17 protein-coding genes are annotated in these 20,888 nt (G+C 43.4%); 13 read left to right on the top strand and 4 right to left on the bottom strand.

The window, feature by feature from the left end:
* Positions 1 to 194: 194 nt before the first annotated feature.
* The gene (locus Q0788_RS13265; RefSeq protein ID WP_298811462.1) at positions 195 to 1,517 is read left to right on the top strand and encodes an aminotransferase class I/II-fold pyridoxal phosphate-dependent enzyme; all 1,323 of its coding nucleotides are present in this window, start codon (positions 195 to 197) and stop codon (positions 1,515 to 1,517) included.
* A 115-nt stretch (positions 1,518 to 1,632) separates the two neighbouring features.
* Here the strand turns inward: Q0788_RS13265 and Q0788_RS13260 are convergent, their stop codons facing one another.
* Positions 1,633 to 2,652, bottom strand: coding sequence for an adenosine kinase (locus Q0788_RS13260; RefSeq protein ID WP_201569522.1), 1,020 nt, complete (start codon positions 2,650 to 2,652; stop codon positions 1,633 to 1,635).
* A 54-nt stretch (positions 2,653 to 2,706) separates the two neighbouring features.
* Positions 2,707 to 3,663 carry a 16S rRNA (cytidine(1402)-2'-O)-methyltransferase gene (gene rsmI / locus Q0788_RS13255; RefSeq protein WP_298811457.1) on the bottom strand — a complete coding sequence of 319 codons (957 nt, stop codon included), beginning with the start codon at positions 3,661 to 3,663 and terminating at the stop codon, positions 2,707 to 2,709.
* A gap of 143 nt (positions 3,664 to 3,806) precedes the next feature.
* Here rsmI and Q0788_RS13250 point away from each other — a divergent pair, with 143 nt between their 5' ends.
* The 8 genes from Q0788_RS13250 to hisC all read left to right on the top strand — a co-directional run bounded on the left by Q0788_RS13250 (position 3,807) and on the right by hisC (position 11,931).
* Complete coding sequence (locus tag Q0788_RS13250; protein WP_298811454.1) at positions 3,807 to 4,292, top strand: YraN family protein; 486 nt, start codon at positions 3,807 to 3,809, stop codon at positions 4,290 to 4,292.
* A gap of 267 nt (positions 4,293 to 4,559) precedes the next feature.
* Positions 4,560 to 5,360, top strand: a complete 801-nt coding sequence (locus tag Q0788_RS13245; RefSeq protein ID WP_298811452.1) for a BON domain-containing protein — start codon at positions 4,560 to 4,562, stop codon at positions 5,358 to 5,360.
* Between the two features lie 237 nt (positions 5,361 to 5,597).
* Complete coding sequence (locus tag Q0788_RS13240; RefSeq protein ID WP_298811450.1) at positions 5,598 to 6,593, top strand: alpha/beta hydrolase; 996 nt, start codon at positions 5,598 to 5,600, stop codon at positions 6,591 to 6,593.
* Between the two features lie 164 nt (positions 6,594 to 6,757).
* Positions 6,758 to 7,009 carry a BolA/IbaG family iron-sulfur metabolism protein gene (locus tag Q0788_RS13235; RefSeq protein ID WP_057761749.1) on the top strand — a complete coding sequence of 84 codons (252 nt, stop codon included), beginning with the start codon at positions 6,758 to 6,760 and terminating at the stop codon, positions 7,007 to 7,009.
* 111 nt (positions 7,010 to 7,120) lie between these two features.
* Complete coding sequence (gene murA, locus Q0788_RS13230; protein WP_114701832.1) at positions 7,121 to 8,389, top strand: UDP-N-acetylglucosamine 1-carboxyvinyltransferase; 1,269 nt, start codon at positions 7,121 to 7,123, stop codon at positions 8,387 to 8,389.
* Between the two features lie 94 nt (positions 8,390 to 8,483).
* Positions 8,484 to 9,176, top strand: a complete 693-nt coding sequence (gene hisG / locus Q0788_RS13225) for an ATP phosphoribosyltransferase (protein ID WP_101205353.1) — start codon at positions 8,484 to 8,486, stop codon at positions 9,174 to 9,176.
* Between the two features lie 251 nt (positions 9,177 to 9,427).
* Positions 9,428 to 10,723 carry a histidinol dehydrogenase gene (gene hisD, locus Q0788_RS13220; RefSeq protein ID WP_298811446.1) on the top strand — a complete coding sequence of 432 codons (1,296 nt, stop codon included), beginning with the start codon at positions 9,428 to 9,430 and terminating at the stop codon, positions 10,721 to 10,723.
* 74 nt (positions 10,724 to 10,797) lie between these two features.
* The gene (gene hisC / locus Q0788_RS13215; RefSeq protein WP_298811445.1) at positions 10,798 to 11,931 is read left to right on the top strand and encodes a histidinol-phosphate transaminase; all 1,134 of its coding nucleotides are present in this window, start codon (positions 10,798 to 10,800) and stop codon (positions 11,929 to 11,931) included.
* A 155-nt stretch (positions 11,932 to 12,086) separates the two neighbouring features.
* On the opposite strand, the gene Q0788_RS13210 is transcribed toward hisC, so the two are convergent.
* Together Q0788_RS13210 and Q0788_RS13205 are read right to left on the bottom strand one after the other, a co-directional pair.
* Complete coding sequence (locus Q0788_RS13210) at positions 12,087 to 13,802, bottom strand: anthranilate synthase component I family protein (RefSeq protein ID WP_298811443.1); 1,716 nt, start codon at positions 13,800 to 13,802, stop codon at positions 12,087 to 12,089.
* 3 nt (positions 13,803 to 13,805) lie between these two features.
* Complete coding sequence (locus Q0788_RS13205) at positions 13,806 to 15,041, bottom strand: beta-ketoacyl-ACP synthase II (protein WP_102091614.1); 1,236 nt, start codon at positions 15,039 to 15,041, stop codon at positions 13,806 to 13,808.
* 498 nt (positions 15,042 to 15,539) lie between these two features.
* Between Q0788_RS13205 and Q0788_RS13200 the strand changes: the two genes are divergently transcribed.
* From Q0788_RS13200 to fusA, 4 genes are all read left to right on the top strand, one after another.
* Positions 15,540 to 16,661, top strand: a complete 1,122-nt coding sequence (locus Q0788_RS13200; protein WP_298811439.1) for an EcsC family protein — start codon at positions 15,540 to 15,542, stop codon at positions 16,659 to 16,661.
* A 411-nt stretch (positions 16,662 to 17,072) separates the two neighbouring features.
* The gene (gene rpsL, locus Q0788_RS13195) at positions 17,073 to 17,447 is read left to right on the top strand and encodes a 30S ribosomal protein S12 (protein WP_011281154.1); all 375 of its coding nucleotides are present in this window, start codon (positions 17,073 to 17,075) and stop codon (positions 17,445 to 17,447) included.
* A gap of 218 nt (positions 17,448 to 17,665) precedes the next feature.
* Positions 17,666 to 18,139 (top strand): 30S ribosomal protein S7, encoded by a 474-nt coding sequence (gene rpsG, locus Q0788_RS13190; protein ID WP_057761735.1) that lies wholly within the window; start codon positions 17,666 to 17,668, stop codon positions 18,137 to 18,139.
* Between the two features lie 343 nt (positions 18,140 to 18,482).
* Positions 18,483 to 20,609, top strand: coding sequence for an elongation factor G (gene fusA, locus Q0788_RS13185; RefSeq protein ID WP_057761733.1), 2,127 nt, complete (start codon positions 18,483 to 18,485; stop codon positions 20,607 to 20,609).
* Positions 20,610 to 20,888: the final 279 nt, after the last annotated feature.

Below are 20,888 nucleotides of genomic sequence, written 5' to 3'. Positions count from 1 at the left end.
ATGCCTGTTTGGTTTACTGCTTATGAATATTTGTCATGAAGAGATGAGTATTTTGCTATTCTTTTAATAAAGAAGCTGAGTTATGATGAACTCAGCTTTTTTTATTGCTATGATTTAGCAGACAGTTTTTTAAGATGACTTTTGAGCGATACGTCGTCAATAAATCATCTTTTATCAAAATAAAGGAATGTACTATGAGTGATGGATCAGCAGACCAGCAGACAGCTCAACAATCAGAAACCCCTCAACGTCTTGAGACCTTAGCGATTCATGCAGGCTATAGTGTAGAGCCAACGACCAAAGCAGTCGCCGTGCCTATTTATCATACCAGTTCATATGCGTTTGATAATACTCAGCATGGTGCAGATCTGTTTGATTTAAAAGTCGCAGGCAATATCTATACTCGTATCATGAATCCGACCAACGCGGTGCTAGAAGAGCGTGTGGCTGCGTTAGAAGGCGGTATCGGTGCGCTTGCCGTAGCCTCTGGTATGGCTGCCATCACTTATGCAATTCAGACCATTTGTGAAGCAGGCGACAATATCGTCGCTGTATCAACGCTATATGGCGGTACTTATAATTTATTTGCTCATGCATTGCCGCGTCAAGGTATCGAAGTGCGCTTCTTTGATCATAAAGACCCAGAAGCCATTCGTGACTTGATTGATGACAAAACTAAAATGGTGTTTGCAGAGAGTATCGGTAATCCACTAGGTAATATCGTTGATATTCAAGCGCTCAGTGATGTTGCTCACGAATACGGTGTACCTGTCGTGATTGATAATACGGTGGCGACGCCAGCGATATGCCGTCCGTTTGAGTTCGGTGCAGATATCGTGATTCACTCATTGACCAAATATATGAGCGGAACGGGTACATCAATTGGTGGTGCGATTGTTGATAGTGGCAAGTTTGCTTGGGGCGATTATCCTGAACGTTTCCCACTGTTGAATACGCCAGATCATAGCTATCATGGGGTAAATTTCGTCAAAGACGTAGGTGCTCCAGCTTTTATTGCCCGTGCTCGCGTTGCGCCATTACGTAACACTGGGGCAGCACTTAGCCCGCTAAATGCCTTTGGTATCTTGCAAGGTATGGAGACGCTAAGTCTACGTATGGAGCGTCACGTGCAAAATGCACAAGCCGTCGCAGAATATCTGCGTGATCATGATAAAGTTGCTTGGGTGAAATACGCGGGTCTGTCTGACCATCCTGAGCACGAGCTTGCCAAAAAATACATGAAAGGCACGCCTTCTGCTATCTTGACCTTTGGGGTGAAAGGTGGACTGGAAGCAGGAGCGCGCTTTATCGATGCGCTGCAACTGATTACTCGTCTGGTAAATATCGGTGATGCGAAATCATTGGCCTGTCATCCAGCGACGACCACCCATCGTCAGTTAAATGGGCAAGAGCTTGAGCAAGCTGGCGTTAGTGAGGATATGGTACGTTTATCTATTGGTATCGAGCATATTGAAGATATCAAAGCCGATCTTGCGCAAGCATTAGCTACTGCTTAATATAAAAGCATGCTCATTTAGGAAAATTATTTGAGTGATTATAATCCATAAACAAAAAAGCCCATATCGACCTGATATGGGCTTTTTGTTTGCGTCAAATATAAACATTTAGTAATTAAGCAGACAGTACACGCTGCGCGATATCTCGATAATCCTGCGAAGCAAGACGCGGTCCAAACTGCTGAATAACTTGTGCTGATATTTCGCTGGCAAGACGACCGCATTCTGGCAGACTATACTGCTGCGATAATGCATATAAGAAAGCACCAGCGTAGTTATCGCCTGCACCATTGGTATCGATGACGTTGGCCACTGCTGGGGTTGCAACGTCATGGACTTCAACCTCTGCTTCGTCAGTAGGCTGGTGAGCGATTACCGCACCGTTGGCACCATCAGTGACGACGGCAATTTGGCAATATTCAAGCAGGGCACGCGCTGCTGCTTTGACTTGTTTTTTATCCGTAAACAGTCTAGCTTCTTCGCTATTACAGAATATTACTGCGACTTTATTGCCGAGCATATTAAGCAAGCCATCTTTGGCAAATTTTACTACCGCAGGGTCAGCAAAGCTCACTGCGATTTTTGCATTATGAATACCGGCTTGCTGACGTAATTGAGTCATTGCTGGTTGAATGCTCTCAGACATCGCTAGATAGCCTTCGATATATAGCCAATCTGCTTGAGTTAATGCGTCAAAATCAACATTGTCAGCGACAATCTCACTTGAAGTGCCAAGATAGGTCTGCATGGTGCGTTCGCCATCTTCGGTAACGGCAACCACACAGGAGCCAGTCACACCGCCTTCATGAATAGATTTGTCTGAGGTTGCGACACCTGCTTCGTGCAAGTCTCTAAGATAAAACGCCCCTTGATCATCATCACCGACGCGGCAAGCATAAAAAGGCTTACCGCCTAAGCTGGCAAAGGTAAACATCGTATTGGCTGCTGATCCGCCGCCTGCTTGTTTTGATGGCTCAATCTCAGCCAGTTTAAAATAAGCCAGTAGTTGCTGCTGCTCTTCAATACCAGCCAACGTCATATTACCTTTGGTCAGCTCGGTCTCTTCTAGTGCCGCATCTGATAGCACATACTCGTGATCAACCAACGCATTACCTATTGCCATTACATCGTACATTGCTTATCTCTCCTCAATTCATTTATAAACGATTGTCTTTCTTATTATTAAAAGCTAGTCTGCTTGCAACTCTAGTAGACGCTGATAAAGCGCATTTTTCTTCACGCCAGTGATATCAGAGGCTAGTGCGGCTGCTTTTTTGACCGATAAATCCTCTAGCAAACGCTGTAGCAATTTATCATGCGTACTGATGTCGTCAGTATCTTTTGCCACACCGACGCCAGCGACGACCACGACTATTTCACCACGTTGCTGATTGTCATCTGCTTTGACAAACTCAACCAACTCGCCAAGGGTGCTCTTATGTACCGTTTCAAACGTCTTAGTCAATTCACGGCAAAAAGTCACTGCACGGTCTGCACCAAATATCGTTGCCATGTCTTCTAAACTAGATATGATGCGATGCGGCGCTTCATAAAAGATTAAAGTTTCGGTACGTGCGATTAGGTCGCTCAGCTGTTTTTGACGACCATGCGTTTTGGCGGGCAAGAACCCAATAAAGCTAAATCGATCAGATGGTAACCCTGCTACTGACAATGCGCCAATTGCAGCAGAAGCCCCAACGATAGGTGATACGGTCACGCCAGCTTCATGCGCGGCTTGTACCAGTTGATAACCTGGATCGCTGACCAGAGGTGTACCCGCATCACTAATCAAGGCAACCGAATGACCTTGCTCAATCATTTCAATAATTTTGGGCGTTTGAATGGCGCTATTATGCTCGTGATAAGCCCATAGCTTATTGTGACCTTTTTGCTTTGTCGTCGTGTCATCATTTTCGATACTGCTTTTGGCAGGACGAGTCTCTGAGTCTTTTGTCTCGTCACCTTTGCTGCCTTTGGTATCGATGCCAAAATGTGACAGTAGTTTACCTGAGGTGCGGGTGTCTTCGCAGGCAATGATGGCGACCTGCTTTAAGACATCAATTGCATGCGTTGTCATGTCGGACATATTGCCAATCGGCGTGGCAACGATATAGAGACAAGCTGGCATCGCAGTAGGGGTAGACATGAAAACCTCGGGTCGTTAAAAAGACGTTAGAAAATAATAGTGCGCTAGTATGTACAGTCGTTATCTATGGTTTTTCAGTCAAATAACGAATGAGGCAATCGATAGATTTTGAGAGTAGAATGCGCAGAAGTGGCTAGTTTAGCATGTTGTGCTATGATAATTCTCAAATGTTAATCAGACCAATCAACCTTATGCCGAACCATAAGCCCTTAATCTTAACCTCACCGAAACAACGCCAAGGTAGTCGGTTTGAGCAGCAGGCGTGTGAGTATTTACAAGCGCAAGGGTTAAGGTTAGTCGCGCAAAATTGGCAACAGCCAAAAGTAGGTGAGCTGGATCTGGTCATGATTGAGACAGGTTCAGCATGGTCAACACTGGTATTTATTGAAGTTCGCCAACGCAAGTCCTCGAATTATGGCGATGCAGCACTCAGTGTGACAGCCAGCAAACAGCGTAAAGTCATTAAGACAGCACAGTCCTTTTTGCAGCAGTATCCTGAATATGCTCATTATGATTGCCGGTTTGATGTCATTGCTTACAACACGATGAGTAAGTCAAATTCAAGAAATGAGCAGTTAGACCATCAACCAGAATGGATTCAAAATGCTTTTATAGCCAGTGCTTGGTAATAGAATAAGTAAGATAGATGCTGCCAAGTGAAGCATCTAACCATATCTGACAAGTAAGGTTCGTTACTAAAAAGCTAACCGCTGATGGCCAAAATTAAGTAAAGTAGCGGTTATAGTCAATTTTCTATAAATCAGATACAGTATTAGCTTACAGCTAAGTTTAGCTCATCACTACTAGAGCGTGTTTTCTCCAAAATAAAAACACGGCCTAGATTAAGATTTGTTCAATTTATAAAATTGTCACAACCATGTTCTAAGAGGTAAATAATGACACGGATGCATTTGCGCACTGCTATTTTTGGTTCATCACGCCGTATTACGACTGGCATTATGATTGCTGCCTGCGTTGTCAGTACAGGTTGTGCCACCAACTATCTGACCAACAGTACAGAAGGGACTTATGGTGTGCCAATGACTGAGCGCACGATTCCGCAGCGTCTGCTCGATCGTAGTATTGAACATACTGCCAAAATCAATATATACGGGCTAAAAGAAGACTTGCAGCAAACCAGCCGTATGGGTATCGATAGTTTCAATAGCGAAGTATTGCTCACAGGTGAAGTGCCAACTGAAACGCTCAAAGCAGAAGTAGAAAAAGTCGTTAGCTCTATGCCGGATGTACGCCGTGTTTATAATGAGATGGAAGTGAGTGCGTCAAAAGGGTATAGCTCAACGGTTCATGATGGTTATATCACTTCAAAGCTACTGGCGAAAATAGCCGCCAGCGATGGTGTGAGTGCGTCACAAATTAAAGCCGTTACCAATAATGGTGTGGTCTATATTATGGGCCGTATGACACCTACTCAGCAGAGTCATTTGATTGATATCGCCAATGGTACTGTTGGAGTCACTGAGTTGGTATTGCTGACAACTGTCGTTGACGATAGAGGGGTGAAAATAAATAATGATGACATCATGTATGAGAATAATTTGGCCAATCCTGCAGTAGCGCCAGCTGCCCAAGATACTACTATCGGCACGGCAACGCCTATTGCCATAACAGAAGAAGAGGCTACTACTGCTCAGCCGTCTTCAAGCCCTTATATTGACCTTTATCAGAACCAGTAAGCATCCTTAGTTTGCCATGCGATAAATGACGTTAATCACAATAAGCCTAAATAGTGATAACAGTAAAGGCACGAGAAATATTCAGTCAGTGAGTACTATATCAATAGTAAAACGTAGCAGAGTCAGCGCATTAGCCAACGGTACTAATATCAAACACATCATTGGCTAGTGGATGAATCATTATCGCTGTTAGCCTGTTACTACTGATTGATAAATAAATATAATAGGACACTGGTCATGAAGGATTCACAGGCAAATATACAACCAAATGAAGAAACAAGTGTCATTGGTAACATAGGCATACACAATAAACCTGCTCATAAGAAAACACGAACGTTGAGATTTGGTGGTGCGGCAATATTGGCATTAGGCAGTATCGCGCTAGCCACACAAAACGCACAGGCACTATCACCGTTAGCTATCGTCAATGGGATTACTTCTAGTGGTGGCGTTGGGGTGAGTAAGGATATCTTATATGGTGATCAGCCTTCACAAGACCTAGATATCTATTATCCAAAACCGCTAGCACAAGCAATGAAATCTCAAAGTGCTATTGATACTAGCTACCCTATGGTGGTATTTGTCCATGGTGGTTCATGGGAGAGTGGTAATAAAGAACAATATGCATTTGTCGGTCAGAGCTTAGCCAAAGCAGGTTACGTCACCGCAGTGATTAATTACCGTAAAGCACCTGAACACGTCTATCCTGATTATGTCAAAGATGCAGCTCAGGCAATTGCTTGGAGTATTGAAAATGCGACCAGTCTCCATGCAGATCCGTCACGCCTAGCGGTGATGGGGCATTCTGCTGGCGCGTTTAATGCAGTAGCAGCCGTTGCCAACGAAGATTTTTTGGCGCCTTATGGTATTAAGCCAACAGATATTGCAACCGTTATCGGAATTGCGGGTCCTTACAGCTATGATTTCCGCAAGTTCAGTAGTGCAACAGCGTTTGGCCCCAATGCCACACCTGATCAGGTGATGCCAGATCGTCAGATTAAAGGAGCGCAGCCACCGTATTTATTATTAACGGCGGAAAAAGACAAAATTGTACATGTGACTAATACAATCAAAATGACAGAAGCGTTTAAAAAAGCAGGCGTCACCGTTGAAACGGGTGAAATCGAAGGGGCCAGTCACGCAACCAGTATTGGTGCGATGGCACCGCCGCTACGCTGGGTCAATGATGTGCGCGCGCAAGTATTGACCTACTTGGATAAAACGCTCAAATAGCTTATCACTATGCATATCTATAAATTTTGACCATTTAATTGATAGTACTGTCTCAATGCTTAAACACACTTGAGTAAGACAGTACTGTAAGATATGCAAACTCTTGTTATAATGTCATCACTTTAAATCTATACCCTATTCTAAACTTTAAGGCAGACTATTCTATGAGCATGAACGCTGACGATTTGATCGCATTTTTACAGACTCACTTCCCAGACGCTTTTATTCAAGCTGCCAACCAAGGTAATAAGTTTGACGTACGCGTGGTCGATGCCAGCTTTGAAGGCAAACGCGCGGTTCAACGTCAGCAAGCAGTATATGCGTTAGTCAATGATAAGATTGCGAGTGGCGATATTCACGCACTCAACATCCAAGCGCTGACGCCTGCTGAGTGGGACGCTCAATCAAAAGGCTAATTAAATAGCTGTCTATATGACTAGATATTGCTGAATCGGCCATATGCATGGTTGAGAGTTGTAGTTCTAGTTTTCATAATTTTTTATAATCATCGCTAGGTTGTCACCTTTATGGATCAATTTTTAATCACTGGTAGTAGTCGTATCGCAGGGGAAGTCACCATCTCAGGCGCCAAAAATGCCGCTTTGCCGTTACTCGCAGCTATGATATTGGCTGAGACCCCAACGACACTGCATAACGTGCCGTCACTACAAGACGTGCGAACGTTGATTGAATTGATCGGTGGTATGGGGATCAAAATCCAAAAGCAAGATGATACAGTCACTTGCGATACCAAGAGTATCGATAACTTTTATGCCCCGTATGATTTGGTAAAAACCATGCGCGCGTCAATCTTGGTGCTAGGGCCGTTATTGGCACGTTTCGGCGAAGCTGAAGTCTCATTGCCAGGTGGTTGTGCGATTGGTTCACGCCCTGTTGATCAACATCTAAAAGCGTTTGAAGCGATGGGTGCCGAAATCAGTGTAGAGAATGGCTATGTAAAAGCCCAAGCGCCAAAAGGTGGCAAGCTATTAGGCTGTAATTTCTCATTTGATATGATCACTGTTGGTGGTACTGAAAACGTCATCATGGCAGCAGCATTGGCCAAAGGCACAACAGTCTTAGGCAACTGTGCGTTAGAGCCAGAAGTGGTTGATTTGGCCAATATGTTGGTTGCGATGGGTGCCAAAATAAGCGGTATCGGTACATCAACGATGACCATCGAAGGGGTAGAGCGTCTACACGGCTGTGAGTACTCAGTGGTCCCTGACCGTATTGAAACAGGCTCATACCTTGCTGGTGCCTTGATGACACGTGGCGATGTATTGACCAAAAAAACATCTGCTCTATTATTGACGCCAGTGCTAGAGAAATTCGAAGACATGGGTGCAACTATTACGAGCGGCGATGATTGGATTCGCGCACAAATGAAAGGCCGTCCAAAGGCGGTTGATATTCGTACACAGCCACATCCTGGTTTTCCAACGGATATGCAAGCTCAGCTAATGGCGATTGCTTGCTTAGCGGACGGTACAAGTACTTTCATCGAAAACATCTTCGAAAACCGCTATATGCACGTACCAGAGCTTAATCGTTTGGGCGCGTCTATTCAGGTTGATGGTCATACTGCCGTAGTACGAGGTGTCGAAAACTTTACTGCAGCACCAGTAATGGCTACGGATTTACGTGCGTCTATGTCATTGGTAATGGCAGCGGCGACCGCTGAAGGCGAGAGCCTGATTGACCGTATTTACCACATCGACCGTGGTTATGAGCATGTTGAAGACAAGCTGCGTAGCTTAGGCGTGAACATCGAGCGTATTAATACCAACGCTTAATATTGATTGACTCAATATCAACTGTTACCCATATTACGTTATAAATTAAAAATTCCCCTTTGAGTAGGGGACTGCACATGGACACGATGTCATTATGACTGAGACAAGCAAATCTTTACCAGCCAGCGGTTTATTAAACGAAGTAAACGATGAGTTTTCAGGTCTAACCTTGGCCTTATCAAAAGGCCGCATTTTAGAAGAGACCATGCCACTGCTACGTGCAGCTGGCGTTGATCTTTTAGAAGATCCTGAAGCGTCACGTAAGCTTATTTTTCCAACTTCAAATCCAAATGTACGTGTATTGATTTTGCGTGCTAGCGACGTGCCGACTTATGTCGAACATGGCGCTGCTGATTTTGGGGTAGCAGGTAAAGATGTGCTGCTTGAGCATGGTGCCAATCATGTTTATGAATTGCTCGATTTGCAGATTGCTCAGTGTAAACTGATGACTGCGGGTGTGAAAGATGCACCGCTGCCAAATCGTCGCCTGCGTATCGCGACCAAATATGTCAATGTCGCTCGTGCTTATTTTGCAAGCCAAGGTCAGCAGGTTGATGTCATCAAGCTTTACGGTTCGATGGAGCTTGCGCCATTGGTCGGCTTAGGTGATTTGATTGTCGATGTGGTCGATACAGGCAATACATTGCGTGCCAATGGACTTGAGGCACGCGATCACATTTGTGATGTTTCATCACGTCTGATCGTCAATCAAGTCAGCTATAAGCGCAAATTTGCCCTACTAGAACCAATCTTAGATAGCTTTAAAAATAGTATCGCCAACAGCTAATGATCCAGTGCAAGTCATTGGTAATATAAAGCATGGTTATACAAATTTTTAAACCAGTTTAGCAGGCTATGAGTGACGTAGCGTGCTAAACTGGTTTTGTTGTCTTAGCTTGTGAAAATATAAAATCATCATAAAATGCAGACAAGAAGACATCGAATAAGTCGCAATACTCTTACCGTACAAACCTACTTTACTCAGTTCCAAGCCGTTCATTTTTAGCACCACTTTACGCTCAGATATAGGATTAGGTCATGCGCCAGTTAAGTACCCAAGATGCCGATTTTGATAGTCAATTGACACAGTTGCTTGCCTTTGAAACAGTCAATGATGCTGAACTACTACATACCGTCGATGATATCATCGCCCAAGTACGTGCTGATGGTGATAGCGTCGTGTTGGCATTGACTCGGCAGTTTGACCAACATCCAGCAACGTCGATGCAAGAGTTAGAGTTGTCTAAAGAAGCGCTTGCTGAAGCGTTTGCCAATCTTGATGAAAAAGTAAAGACAGCGCTGACCACAGCCGCAACTCGGGTACAGACATTCCATGAGCGCCAAGTACAAGAAACATGGCAGTATGAAGACGAGCTAGGCAACCGATTGGGTCAAAAAGTTACACCACTTGATCGCGTTGGGATTTATGTACCGGGTGGTTTAGCTTCTTATCCCTCGTCAGTATTGATGAATGCTATTCCTGCTAAGGTGGCTGGCGTCACTGAAGTCATCATGGTGGTGCCAGCGCCTAAAGGTGTGCTGAACCCTCTGGTATTGGCGGCAGCCCATCTGGCTCAAGTCGATCGCGTCTTTACCATTGGTGGCGCTCAAGCAGTAGCAGCTTTAGCTTACGGCACTGAAACGATTCCAGCCGTGGACAAAATCACAGGACCAGGCAACAAATATGTCGCCGCAGCCAAACGCGCAGTATTTGGTCAAGTCGGTATCGATATGATTGCTGGTCCTTCAGAAGTATTGGTGTATGCAGAAGGCGAAGCACAAGATAGAGCAGACTGGCTAGCGATGGATCTATTGTCTCAAGCTGAGCATGACCGTATTGCACAAGCTATCTTTGTGACGACTAGTGAAGAGCAGCTCAACGAAGTAGCGTTAGAGGTAGAAAAAGCATTGGCTGAACTGCCGAAAGCAGATATCGCGCGTGACTCATTGCAGAACCGCGGTGCACTGATATTGGTAAAAGATCGTAGCGAAGGTATGGCACTTATCAATCGTATTGCTCCTGAGCATTTAGAGTTATCTGTTGATAATCCTGACGCATTATTGAATGATATTCGTCATGCGGGCGCTATCTTTATGGGTCGTCATACGCCTGAAGCTATTGGGGATTACTGTGCAGGACCAAACCATGTACTGCCAACATCAGGCACAGCGCGCTTTTCTTCGCCGTTAGGTGTTTACGATTTTCAAAAGAAATCATCCATCATTTATTGCAGTGAATCCGGCAGTAAGCCTCTGGCTGAGACAGCTGATATTTTAGCGCAACGTGAGGACTTAGAAGCCCATGCGCGTTCAGCTCGTTATCGTTATCAGTAATTGATTTTGAATTTTTAGCTTTTACTTTTGATATTTATTTTTAATAGTCTTTTTGGCTAATAGTAGGATAATTTATGAGTGAGTCAAAGATAGACACCAGACTATGGTCGTCTAAAGCGCGCAACTTATCACCTTATGTTCCAGGTGAGCAGCCGCAACACGACAATCTATGCAAACTAAATACCAATGAAAACCCATTTCCACCCTCGCCAAAAGTAGGGGAGGCTATTGCCAAGGTTTTGGAGCAGCAAGCTGATGAACTACGTTTATATCCTGCTCCTGAATCTAATGACCTACGTGCTGCATTAGCACAGTCATACAACCTTGATATCAATCAAGTATTCGTCGGTAATGGTTCGGATGAAGTCTTGGCTTTAGTATTTGCGAGCTTCTTTTTAAAAGAGCGTCCGCTGCTATCACCTGATATTGGTTATAGCTTCTATCCTGTATATGCGCAGACGTTCGGTGTAGAGCTTGTACAGATTCCTCTAGAAGAAGACTTTAGCATTGACCCTGATGCTTATCGTCAGCCTTGTAGCGGTATTATCATTGCTAACCCGAATGCACCAACGGGCTTACTGCTGTCGCTTGCTGATATTCGTAAACTTGCGAGTGAGCATTCTAATGCGGTTATTGTGATTGACGAAGCGTATATCGATTTTGCTCAGATAAATGAAAGCAATGCAGATGCTCCAGTCTCAGCGGTGAGCTTAATCAATGAATGTGATAACGTCATCGTGACCCAAACCTTTTCAAAATCACGCTCGCTTGCTGGATTGCGGGTTGGTATGGCCTTTGGCAATGCATCGTTGATTGAAGCACTTACACGGATGAAAAACAGCTTTAACAGCTATCCGCTGGATAAGTTGGCTCAAGCTGGGGCGACTGCGAGTGTGTTAGACACTGAGTATTTTGAGCAAACCCGTCAGCAAGTCATTGATTTACGTACGTCGCTAACGGCAGAGTTGACTACATTGGGCTATAAGGTCCTACCGTCACATGCCAACTTCGTATTCGCTCGTCCAAAAGATGGCGATGCAAGTGCTGTCGCGAGTGCGTTACGCGAGCAAGGTATTATCGTTCGCCATTTTGATAAGCCGCGTATTGCAGAGTACTTGCGTATTACTATCGGTACGGCAGAGCAGAACAACCGTTTGATTGATGCGCTAAAAGCCTTGCAAGTTGCTGCTAGCGTTGCTGCTGAATAATATTAGATTGATAGCTTAATATAGAATGTTGATAAATAAGTCTCTTTATTCACAACGCGTACCACTATCAACAAGTCTTAAAAACAAAGCCTGCTAACGTAACGTTGGCAGGCTTTTTTAATTTCAAATTAGCAGTAATATTTGAGTTCGCTATCTTAGGTTTTTTGAGCCAGCACTGATAATAAATTACCTACTTTATCTAAGCATTCTTGGTATTCAGCATCACAATCGGACGCGACCGTAATACCGCCACCTGCCCACAGGTTAACGTGTCTTTCTTTATTACAGTCATCATTCGATAAAGCGTTGGCTTGCAAAGTGCGAATGAGCACATTCCATTGACCATTACCATCAAAATTCATGTAACCCATAGTGCCGCAATAAGCACCGCGTGGCGTAGACTCCAGTTCAGCGATGATTTCGACAGCGCGTTTTTTTGGTGTACCAGTGATAGAACCAGCAGGCAGACTACCAAACAATACAGCTAATGGATGAGTATCAGTTTTTAGCTCAGCGATGATAGTACTCACCATATGATGCACGTTACTAAAGCTCTCAATCGCAAATAACTGTGGTACTTTCACAGTGCCAATTTTGGCGTATTTGCCCAAATCATTACGCAGTAAATCGACAATCATGACATTTTCGGCACGGTCTTTTTCGCTATCGACCAGTTGCTGCTTATAGCGCTCATCTTGCTCATTAGTAACACCTCGCGGCATAGTTCCCTTGATAGGCTTAGTGCGAATAGAGTGTTTGCCAGTGTCAATTTCTCTAGTGAATGTAAAAAACAACTCAGGTGAGCAGCTTAACAATTCAAAATGATTGCTATCTGCGTTGAAGCTGCTGCTTTTATTTAGGTAATCACCATCATCGCCATCAACGCTCACATATCCTGCAAAAGGCGCTTTTGTATTGCGATATAGCGCAGGCAAATAGTCAATAAGCGAAAAGGCTGATTGAACATCGTTATTTTCACGCGCTAAACTACCAGACCATTTCTGTGTCAGGTTTATCTGATAGCAGTCGCCTTGCTGTAGATAGTCTTGTGTGCGATTAAATGCTTGTTGATAATCAAGCTTACTCCATCGTGGACTTAAAACTAGGGGAGTGATGTTTGATGTATCTTTAAACTGTGATTGATTGAGATATTTATCAGACAGTTTTTGATCCAGTTCGTCTAGGTAAGAGGTAAGAGTATTTATAAGAATATCGTTTGTCTTATGACCAATATTCTCAGAAGCATCATCGTTAGTTAGATGAGTCTTTAACGCCCAACCTGTATCAGTATGTGCCGTAGGTGTTAGATAAATATCATAATGTCCCAACGAAGCACACGGCTGCATTGCCAATTCAATCCTATCGGCAGGGCTTAGTTCGAGAGCTGCAATATCATAACCAATAAAACCGATTAGCCCATGATGATAACTGGGTTTCGAGCTTTCTTCGTTATTGATATATGACGTGTCGTGATTGGCTTTTTGAGTACTGCTATAAGCGATTAGTTCCTCTTGCCATTCTAGGTAGCTCATATAAGCTGTGGTGCTAGCATAGCTATTATCATCGCTATTTACATCAGTATCGCGACAATTTTTAATCACCTTATAAACATTGGGTAAGTCACTAGAAGATTGCTCATCAGTGGGATAAACAGACCAGCTGACTTTTGGGAGTAAGCCGATTACTGGTCGACCATCGTTATTAAGCCAAATAAGTTGCCAGTTTGCTTTAATATCTTGAGCGAGCAAATGACGCTGTAGCTGCGGCATCAGCTCTGCAGCAGACAAATCACCAAAACGCCAGCTAGGTTTGCTAGCTGGCGATGGTGCAGAATCTGTCTGCTCAGTTGTATTGTGATTCGATACAAGCATGGGTTAAGCGTCAAACTTTTTGATAATTAGCGTAGCATTAGTACCACCAAAGCCAAAGCTGTTACTCATCAAGGTTTCAAGGTTTGCTTCACGCATTTCGGTGACGATATCGAAACCTTCAGCAGCAGGATCTAAGTTATCAACATTGATACTTGGAGCGATAAAGCCGTCCTGTAGCATTAGCAGACAATAAATCAGCTCTTGTGCACCAACAGCGCCCAAGCTATGACCTGTCATTGATTTGGTTGAGCTGATAGCAGGTACTTTACTGACGTCATTATCAAATACTTTAGCAATCGCTTTAAGCTCAGTAATATCACCCAATGGTGTGCTAGTACCATGGCTATTAATATAATCCACACTTTCTAGGCCCGCTTCAGCTAAGGCTTGTTGCATACAGCGAACTGCACCTTCACCGCTTGGTGCAACCATTTCTGCACCATCGGAGCTGGCACCATAGCCAACGATTTCAGCCAAAATATTGGCGCCGCGTGCTTGAGCATGCTCCAGACTCTCTACAACAACCATCGCGCCACCAGCAGCAATCACAAAACCGTCACGGTCTTTGTCATAGGCTCTTGAGGCAAGTTTTGGTGTGTCGTTATATTGAGTACTAACTGCGCCCATTGCATCAAACATACAAGACTGCGTCCAATGCTCAGCTTCACTACCACCAGCCAAGATCACATCGGCTTTACCCAATTGGATAAGCTCAGCAGCATGACCGATACAGTGTGTTGAAGTTGCACAAGCAGAGGCGAGCGAGTAGGAGACGCCTTGGATTTTGAGACCGGTTGCTAAAGCGGCTGATACCGAGCTGCCCATTGTCTTTGGTACGGCCATTGCGCCGACACCGCGTAGACCTTTTTCGCGCATAGCATCGATAGCATTGACGATATTTTCTGTTGATGCGCCCCCCGAACTTGCCACTACACCCACTCGTGGGTTGTTATTGATAGTATCAAGTGACAGGCCTGAGTGCTCAATCGCATTTAGCGCACTAACATAAGCATAGAGACTGGCGTCACTAAAGAATCGTTTCAGCTTACGATCAATACCACTGGTATCAAGTTCTGATTGATTGATACTACCGCTCACGTGTGATTTAAACTCGTGCTCAGCATAAGAATCGTTAAATGTGATGCCAGACTGACCTTCTTTGAGGGCAGTGGTGACAGTATCTAAATCATGTCCAATACAAGAGACAATCCCTGCTCCAGTAATAACGACGCGGCGCATATGCTATTCCTTATAAGTAACGACTTGCTAGCAGTTGGTTGCAATAATCGTGGTAAATCTATATATGATGTTTAACTATGAGTTAATTCGAGCATTATAATGAAAAAATAGTCTATGTAGATAACGATAGCATGAATTTAGGTAACTAAATTCTGTTAACGGTCTATCAGAGGTAATATAAATTCAGTGTACAATTATGCTCTCAGTTACGGCACATGATAACGTATCAAACACTGAAAATCTTTGGACAAGTGTAAAATAACGACAAAATAACACTTATGACTGAGTTTTGAGTAAAGAGAGGAGAAGTAAGACTAGCTACTGACTATGGACGGAATTATACTTTAGATACAAAATTTGTGATTCTAATAACATTGTTCGCACTGACACAAGTTACGATAACTGGCTAAAATAATAGATTCATTATTATTAATAATTAACTATCATATTAAAATACAACTATATTAAAAACCACTTCATCATATTAAGGACATCACGATGGCAAAGCGTAGTACTCTCTCTAAAAGTATCAATACCATTGGCTCTTTTACTCGAAACAACCTAGAGCGCGTAGGGGCTATGATTGACAGCGTAAATGCCAAAACAGGCAAACCGCGTCAATACAAAGCCGTCGACCTAGGCGATGAAGACTACCAACAAGACTTGTTTCGTGAGCAAACACTAAAGGCTACGCAGCAACTTTTAGGACCACGCTTTGCTACTTATGGTAAATACGCCAAGAAAATCGTGCCGAATAGTTTTTTCCAGTCAACAGTTGACGGCGCATTTGCCCAAGTTGCCAACCTCGCTGCCAACTGGAGTCAACTAGACTTACCTAATGAACATCGCTTTGCCAATATTGCTACTTTAGATGACGAAGAGCGTTATGCGCTAGCTACTGATATTGCTAACCAAAACCGCGCGCTTGCAATGATGGGTGGTTTGACGGGTTTAGCAGGTCTACCAGGTCTGCTCGCTGATACATTATGGCTATTACTGGTTTCATTACGTACGGTTTATCAGATTGCTGCTGTATATAATAAGCCGCTGACAGGTAAGCAAGGCGTCAAGATGGCATACGAACTACTATCAAACGCTGATTTGAGCAAAATGCAAGAAAAACAAGCGCTACTAGCTGGTCTAGGTATTGGTAAAGGCTTGCTTGATAATGCTCAAAGCAAGGGACTACATAGTGAACTTAAAAATCTCGGTCTAAAAAATAAAAATGTAAATTTCTATGCTGAGCAAATAGACAAAGTCGCCAGTCAAGTAGGTATTGATTTAGATCAGATTAATTTATCATGGGTTCGTCGTTTTATTCCTGTCACCGCAGTAGCGATCGGCATGCACTATAACAGCCAATTGATCGACGAAGTTATTGGCGTTGCTCAAGCGACCTTTGCACCAGAAGCAAAATTGGCCAATCGTGCTATTACTGATGACAGCAGCAGTGAGGCTAAAGTAGAAAAGGCTGATACTGATGAGGCGAAAAAAGACACAGAGCGTAAAGAAAAAAGCAGTGACTCAGAAAAGGTCTCTGATAAAGAAGAAGCTAGTAAAGAAGAAACTAGCAGTGAAAAAGACTCAGACAAGCAAACGTCTGATAAAAAAGCCAAGTAATAGACATATTATTTGCTAGTTGGGTTATATATTTATAAGCACGATGGTATTTATCTTAATTTGATTAAGCAACACGACTTGAAAATTAGGATAAATACCACCACTTAGTTACTATCAAGTACCATTTCAATGTTAAACATCTTTTCTTAATGATGCTTGAGCTCGCTTTGTTTGCTTTATTTATTACGCTATTTTTCGGCGAAAAATCTATAAAGTGATACAATGAGAGGCTGAATGCATATCTATCAAATGTTGTAAAGCGAAACCATTCATAAGTGGTTGAAATAGCAGCAACAACTCTTTATAATACACTGTCCTAAAAATGGGTGCCCCGAAATCTGCAATTATTGTCAGATAGATGGTGCATTGGCCCATTTTTTTGTTTTATACCAAACGGGAGAAGGATGCCTTATGGCAACAACTAACCAATTGATTCGTAAAGGTCGCAAAACCATCAAGGAAAAGTCAAAAGTTCCTGCGTTGGAAGCGTGCCCACAGCGTCGCGGTGTATGTACTCGTGTATATACTACCACGCCAAAAAAACCTAACTCTGCCATGCGTAAAGTATGTCGTGTACGTTTGACTTCAGGCTATGAAGTATCAAGCTACATCGGCGGCGAAGGTCATAACCTACAAGAGCACAGTGTTGTTCTAATCCGTGGTGGTCGTGTAAAAGATCTACCAGGTGTACGTTATCACACTGTTCGCGGTGCATTAGATTGCGCAGGCGTTAAAGACCGTAAGCAAGGTCGCTCTAAGTACGGTGCTAAGAAGCCTAAAGTTTAATAACTAAACGTTATTAGATAAGCTTTTTGCACTACCCAATAACTGTGCATGGGTTTGGTGTCAGTAGTAATATCGCTTTTATATAAACATATATCTGTGATTTGCTCTTAAAACATACCACCATGCAGTAAGGCTAACTGATAACTCACTGCTATATCCTAATGATAAGTAGTCGATGTTGTGAATGTTAGACACTCCTGAAGATAAGGAAATTTATTATGCCAAGACGTCGCGTCGTTGCTGCCCGTGAGATCCTACCGGATCCTAAGTTTGGTAGCCAAACTGTTGCAAAATTCATCAACCATGTAATGAGTGATGGTAAAAAATCTACTGCTGAGCGTATCGTTTACGGTGCACTTGAGACAGTAAGTGAGAAGCGTAAAGTCGAAGATCCAGTATCTTTCTTCGAAGAAGTGCTAGAAAATGTACGCCCAATGGTAGAAGTAAAAGCTCGCCGCGTTGGCGGTGCAACCTATCAAGTACCAATGGAAGTACGCCCCTCCCGTCGTACTGCATTGGCTATGCGTTGGTTAGCTGAAGCTGCTGCTAAGCGTTCTGAAAAATCAATGGCTTTGCGTTTAGCTGGCGAATTGAATGATGCTGCTGATGGCAAAGGCGCTGCTATGAAAAAGCGTGACGAAGTTCACCGCATGGCAGATGCTAACAAAGCATTCTCTCATTACCGTTTCTAAGCTACTTTTTAATAGTAGCTTAAGATTAGAGGCTCATGCCATTTAATCTTACATTGTTGTTTATTCTATTGATTGCCGCCATCATCATTCGGTCATATATAAATGTTATTTATTGATGACTGAGGTGGCGGACATCTATCCAGATGTCTCTCTTAACAAATACAGTTTTTGCTGGAGAGCATCCCAAATTTGATGCCGCACTATTCTTAGTATTTGCTCTTTTTTTGTCCGTATTAGGCTCAATAATCAGTAAGTAATATTACGAAGCTGAACGCTTTGTCATAGAGTATGAGGTAGAGACACAATACATTATTATATACACGACTTTTCCTAGGAAAACACTATGGCTCGTAAAACTCCCCTAAAACGCTATCGCAATATTGGTATCTCAGCGCACATCGATGCTGGTAAGACAACCACTACAGAGCGTGTTTTATTCTATACCGGTGTTAGCCACAAAATTGGCGAAGTACATGATGGCGCAGCCACTATGGACTGGATGGAGCAAGAACAAGAGCGTGGTATTACTATTACCTCAGCGGCAACAACTTGTTTTTGGTCAGGTATGGCTAAACAGTTTGACGAACACCGTATCAACATCATCGATACCCCAGGTCACGTTGACTTCACGATCGAAGTTGAACGTTCTATGCGTGTACTTGATGGCGCTTGCATGGTTTACTGTGCAGTAGGCGGCGTTCAGCCACAGTCTGAGACCGTATGGCGTCAGGCGAACAAATATAAAGTACCACGTCTTGCATTTGTAAACAAAATGGACCGTGTTGGTGCTGATTTCTATCGTGTTATCGAACAGATCAAAACTCGCTTAGGCGGCAACCCTGTACCATTGGTTATTCCAATTGGTAAAGAAGATGACTTCGAAGGCGTTGTTGATCTAGTAACCATGAAAGCTATCTATTGGGACGAAGCGTCTCAAGGTATGCAATATGATGAGCGCGAAATCCCAACTGAACTACAAGAAAAAGCAGCAGAATACCGCGAGCACCTTGTAGAAAGCGCTGCTGAAGCAAACGAAGAGTTGATGAACGAATACCTAGAAAACGGTGAGTTGACTGTAGAACAAATTCACGGTGCTATTCGTCAGTTAACTATCGATAACGAAATCATCCCGCTTCTTTGTGGTACTGCCTTTAAGAACAAAGGTGTACAGAAGATGCTAGATGCCGTTATTCAGTATCTACCTGCACCAATCGACGTACCTGCTATTAAAGGTATTCTTGATGACAAAGACGAAAGCGAAGGCAGCCGTGAAGCATCAGATGAAGCACCTTTCTCAGCACTAGCGTTCAAAATCATGAATGACAAATTCGTTGGTAACTTAACCTTCGTACGTGTTTATTCTGGTGTAATGAAGCAGGGTAGCAGTGTTTATAACCCAGTTAAGATGAAGCGTGAGCGTGTTGGCCGTATCGTACAGATGATGGCAAACTCTCAAGAAGAGCTTGCAGAGATTCGTACTGGTGATATCGCAGCTCTAGTCGGCATGAAAGATGTGACTACTGGTGATACGCTATGTGATGAAGACAACGTGATTACTCTTGAGCGTATGGAATTCCCAGATCCAGTTATCTCTCTAGCTGTTGAGCCAAAGACCAAAGCTGACCAAGAAAAAATGTCAATCGCTCTTGGCCGTTTGGCAAAAGAAGATCCATCGTTCCGTGTACACACTGACGAAGAATCTGGTCAGACGATCATCAGTGGTATGGGTGAGCTACATCTAGAGATTCTTGTTGACCGTATGAAGCGTGAATTCAACGTTGAAGCAAACATCGGTGCACCTCAGGTTGCTTATCGTGAGACGATTCGTAACACTGTTGAACAAGAAGGCAAATTCGTACGTCAAACAGGTGGTCGTGGTAAGTTTGGTCACGTTTGGTTACGTCTTGAGCCACTTGATCCAGCTGGCGACACTGAATATGAATTCGCTGAAGAAGTTGTTGGTGGTACTGTACCAAAAGAATTCCACGGTGCTGTTGACAAAGGTATCCAAGAGCGCATGAAAAACGGCGTACTTGCAGGCTACCCAGTAGTTGGCGTAAAAGCGACCTTGTATGATGGTTCTTATCATGACGTTGACTCTGATGAATTGTCATTTAAGATGGCTGGTTCTATGGCCTTCAGAAAAGGTTTCTTAGCAGCTGACCCAGCGCTACTTGAGCCAGTAATGAAAGTAGAAGTTGAAACACCTGAAGACTACATGGGCGACATCATGGGCGATCTTAACCGTCGTCGTGGTTTGGTACAGGGTATGGAAGATCTACCTGGCGGTACTAAACAGATTCGTGCTGAAGTACCATTAGCGGAAATGTTTGGTTATGCCACTCAAATGCGCTCTATGTCACAAGGCCGTGCAACTTACTCAATGGAATTCCAAAAGTACGCTGAAATTCCAAAATCAGTTGCTGCTGAAATCATCTCTAAGTTCAACTCTAAAGATGATGACGAGTAAATAAAGTTTACTGAAAGTGACAATATAGAGTGCGTCTGTGTATTGTCACTAAAGAATACGCCAATAACTTGTTAAAAGACTTGTTATTGGCCGCGATTTTCTTATAATATCTGCACATTAGTATGTGCAACCTTTTAACAATTATCTTAATGTGGTCAAAATCGTCTTAATAATCATATTTATATGAGTTAAGTCTTGAACCCCAAAAAAAGAGGAAATACCCATGGCAAAGGCCAAGTTTGAACGTAACAAGCCACACGTCAACGTCGGTACAATCGG

Source organism: uncultured Psychrobacter sp., assembly GCF_947500265.1.
Taxonomy (GTDB): Bacteria; Pseudomonadota; Gammaproteobacteria; order Pseudomonadales; family Moraxellaceae; genus Psychrobacter.
This window is presented reverse-complemented; position numbering and strand designations above follow the sequence as displayed.

Coding starts and splice junctions, on each gene's coding strand:
- Q0788_RS13265 (WP_298811462.1), top strand. CDS start 195: ATGAGTGATGGATCAGCAGACCAGCAGACAGCTCAACAATCAGAAACC.
- Q0788_RS13260 (WP_201569522.1), bottom strand. CDS start 2,652: ATGTACGATGTAATGGCAATAGGTAATGCGTTGGTTGATCACGAGTAT.
- rsmI (WP_298811457.1), bottom strand. CDS start 3,663: ATGTCTACCCCTACTGCGATGCCAGCTTGTCTCTATATCGTTGCCACG.
- Q0788_RS13250 (WP_298811454.1), top strand. CDS start 3,807: ATGTTGTGCTATGATAATTCTCAAATGTTAATCAGACCAATCAACCTT.
- Q0788_RS13245 (WP_298811452.1), top strand. CDS start 4,560: ATGACACGGATGCATTTGCGCACTGCTATTTTTGGTTCATCACGCCGT.
- Q0788_RS13240 (WP_298811450.1), top strand. CDS start 5,598: ATGAAGGATTCACAGGCAAATATACAACCAAATGAAGAAACAAGTGTC.
- Q0788_RS13235 (WP_057761749.1), top strand. CDS start 6,758: ATGAGCATGAACGCTGACGATTTGATCGCATTTTTACAGACTCACTTC.
- murA (WP_114701832.1), top strand. CDS start 7,121: ATGGATCAATTTTTAATCACTGGTAGTAGTCGTATCGCAGGGGAAGTC.
- hisG (WP_101205353.1), top strand. CDS start 8,484: ATGACTGAGACAAGCAAATCTTTACCAGCCAGCGGTTTATTAAACGAA.
- hisD (WP_298811446.1), top strand. CDS start 9,428: ATGCGCCAGTTAAGTACCCAAGATGCCGATTTTGATAGTCAATTGACA.
- hisC (WP_298811445.1), top strand. CDS start 10,798: ATGAGTGAGTCAAAGATAGACACCAGACTATGGTCGTCTAAAGCGCGC.
- Q0788_RS13210 (WP_298811443.1), bottom strand. CDS start 13,802: ATGCTTGTATCGAATCACAATACAACTGAGCAGACAGATTCTGCACCA.
- Q0788_RS13205 (WP_102091614.1), bottom strand. CDS start 15,041: ATGCGCCGCGTCGTTATTACTGGAGCAGGGATTGTCTCTTGTATTGGA.
- Q0788_RS13200 (WP_298811439.1), top strand. CDS start 15,540: ATGGCAAAGCGTAGTACTCTCTCTAAAAGTATCAATACCATTGGCTCT.
- rpsL (WP_011281154.1), top strand. CDS start 17,073: ATGGCAACAACTAACCAATTGATTCGTAAAGGTCGCAAAACCATCAAG.
- rpsG (WP_057761735.1), top strand. CDS start 17,666: ATGCCAAGACGTCGCGTCGTTGCTGCCCGTGAGATCCTACCGGATCCT.
- fusA (WP_057761733.1), top strand. CDS start 18,483: ATGGCTCGTAAAACTCCCCTAAAACGCTATCGCAATATTGGTATCTCA.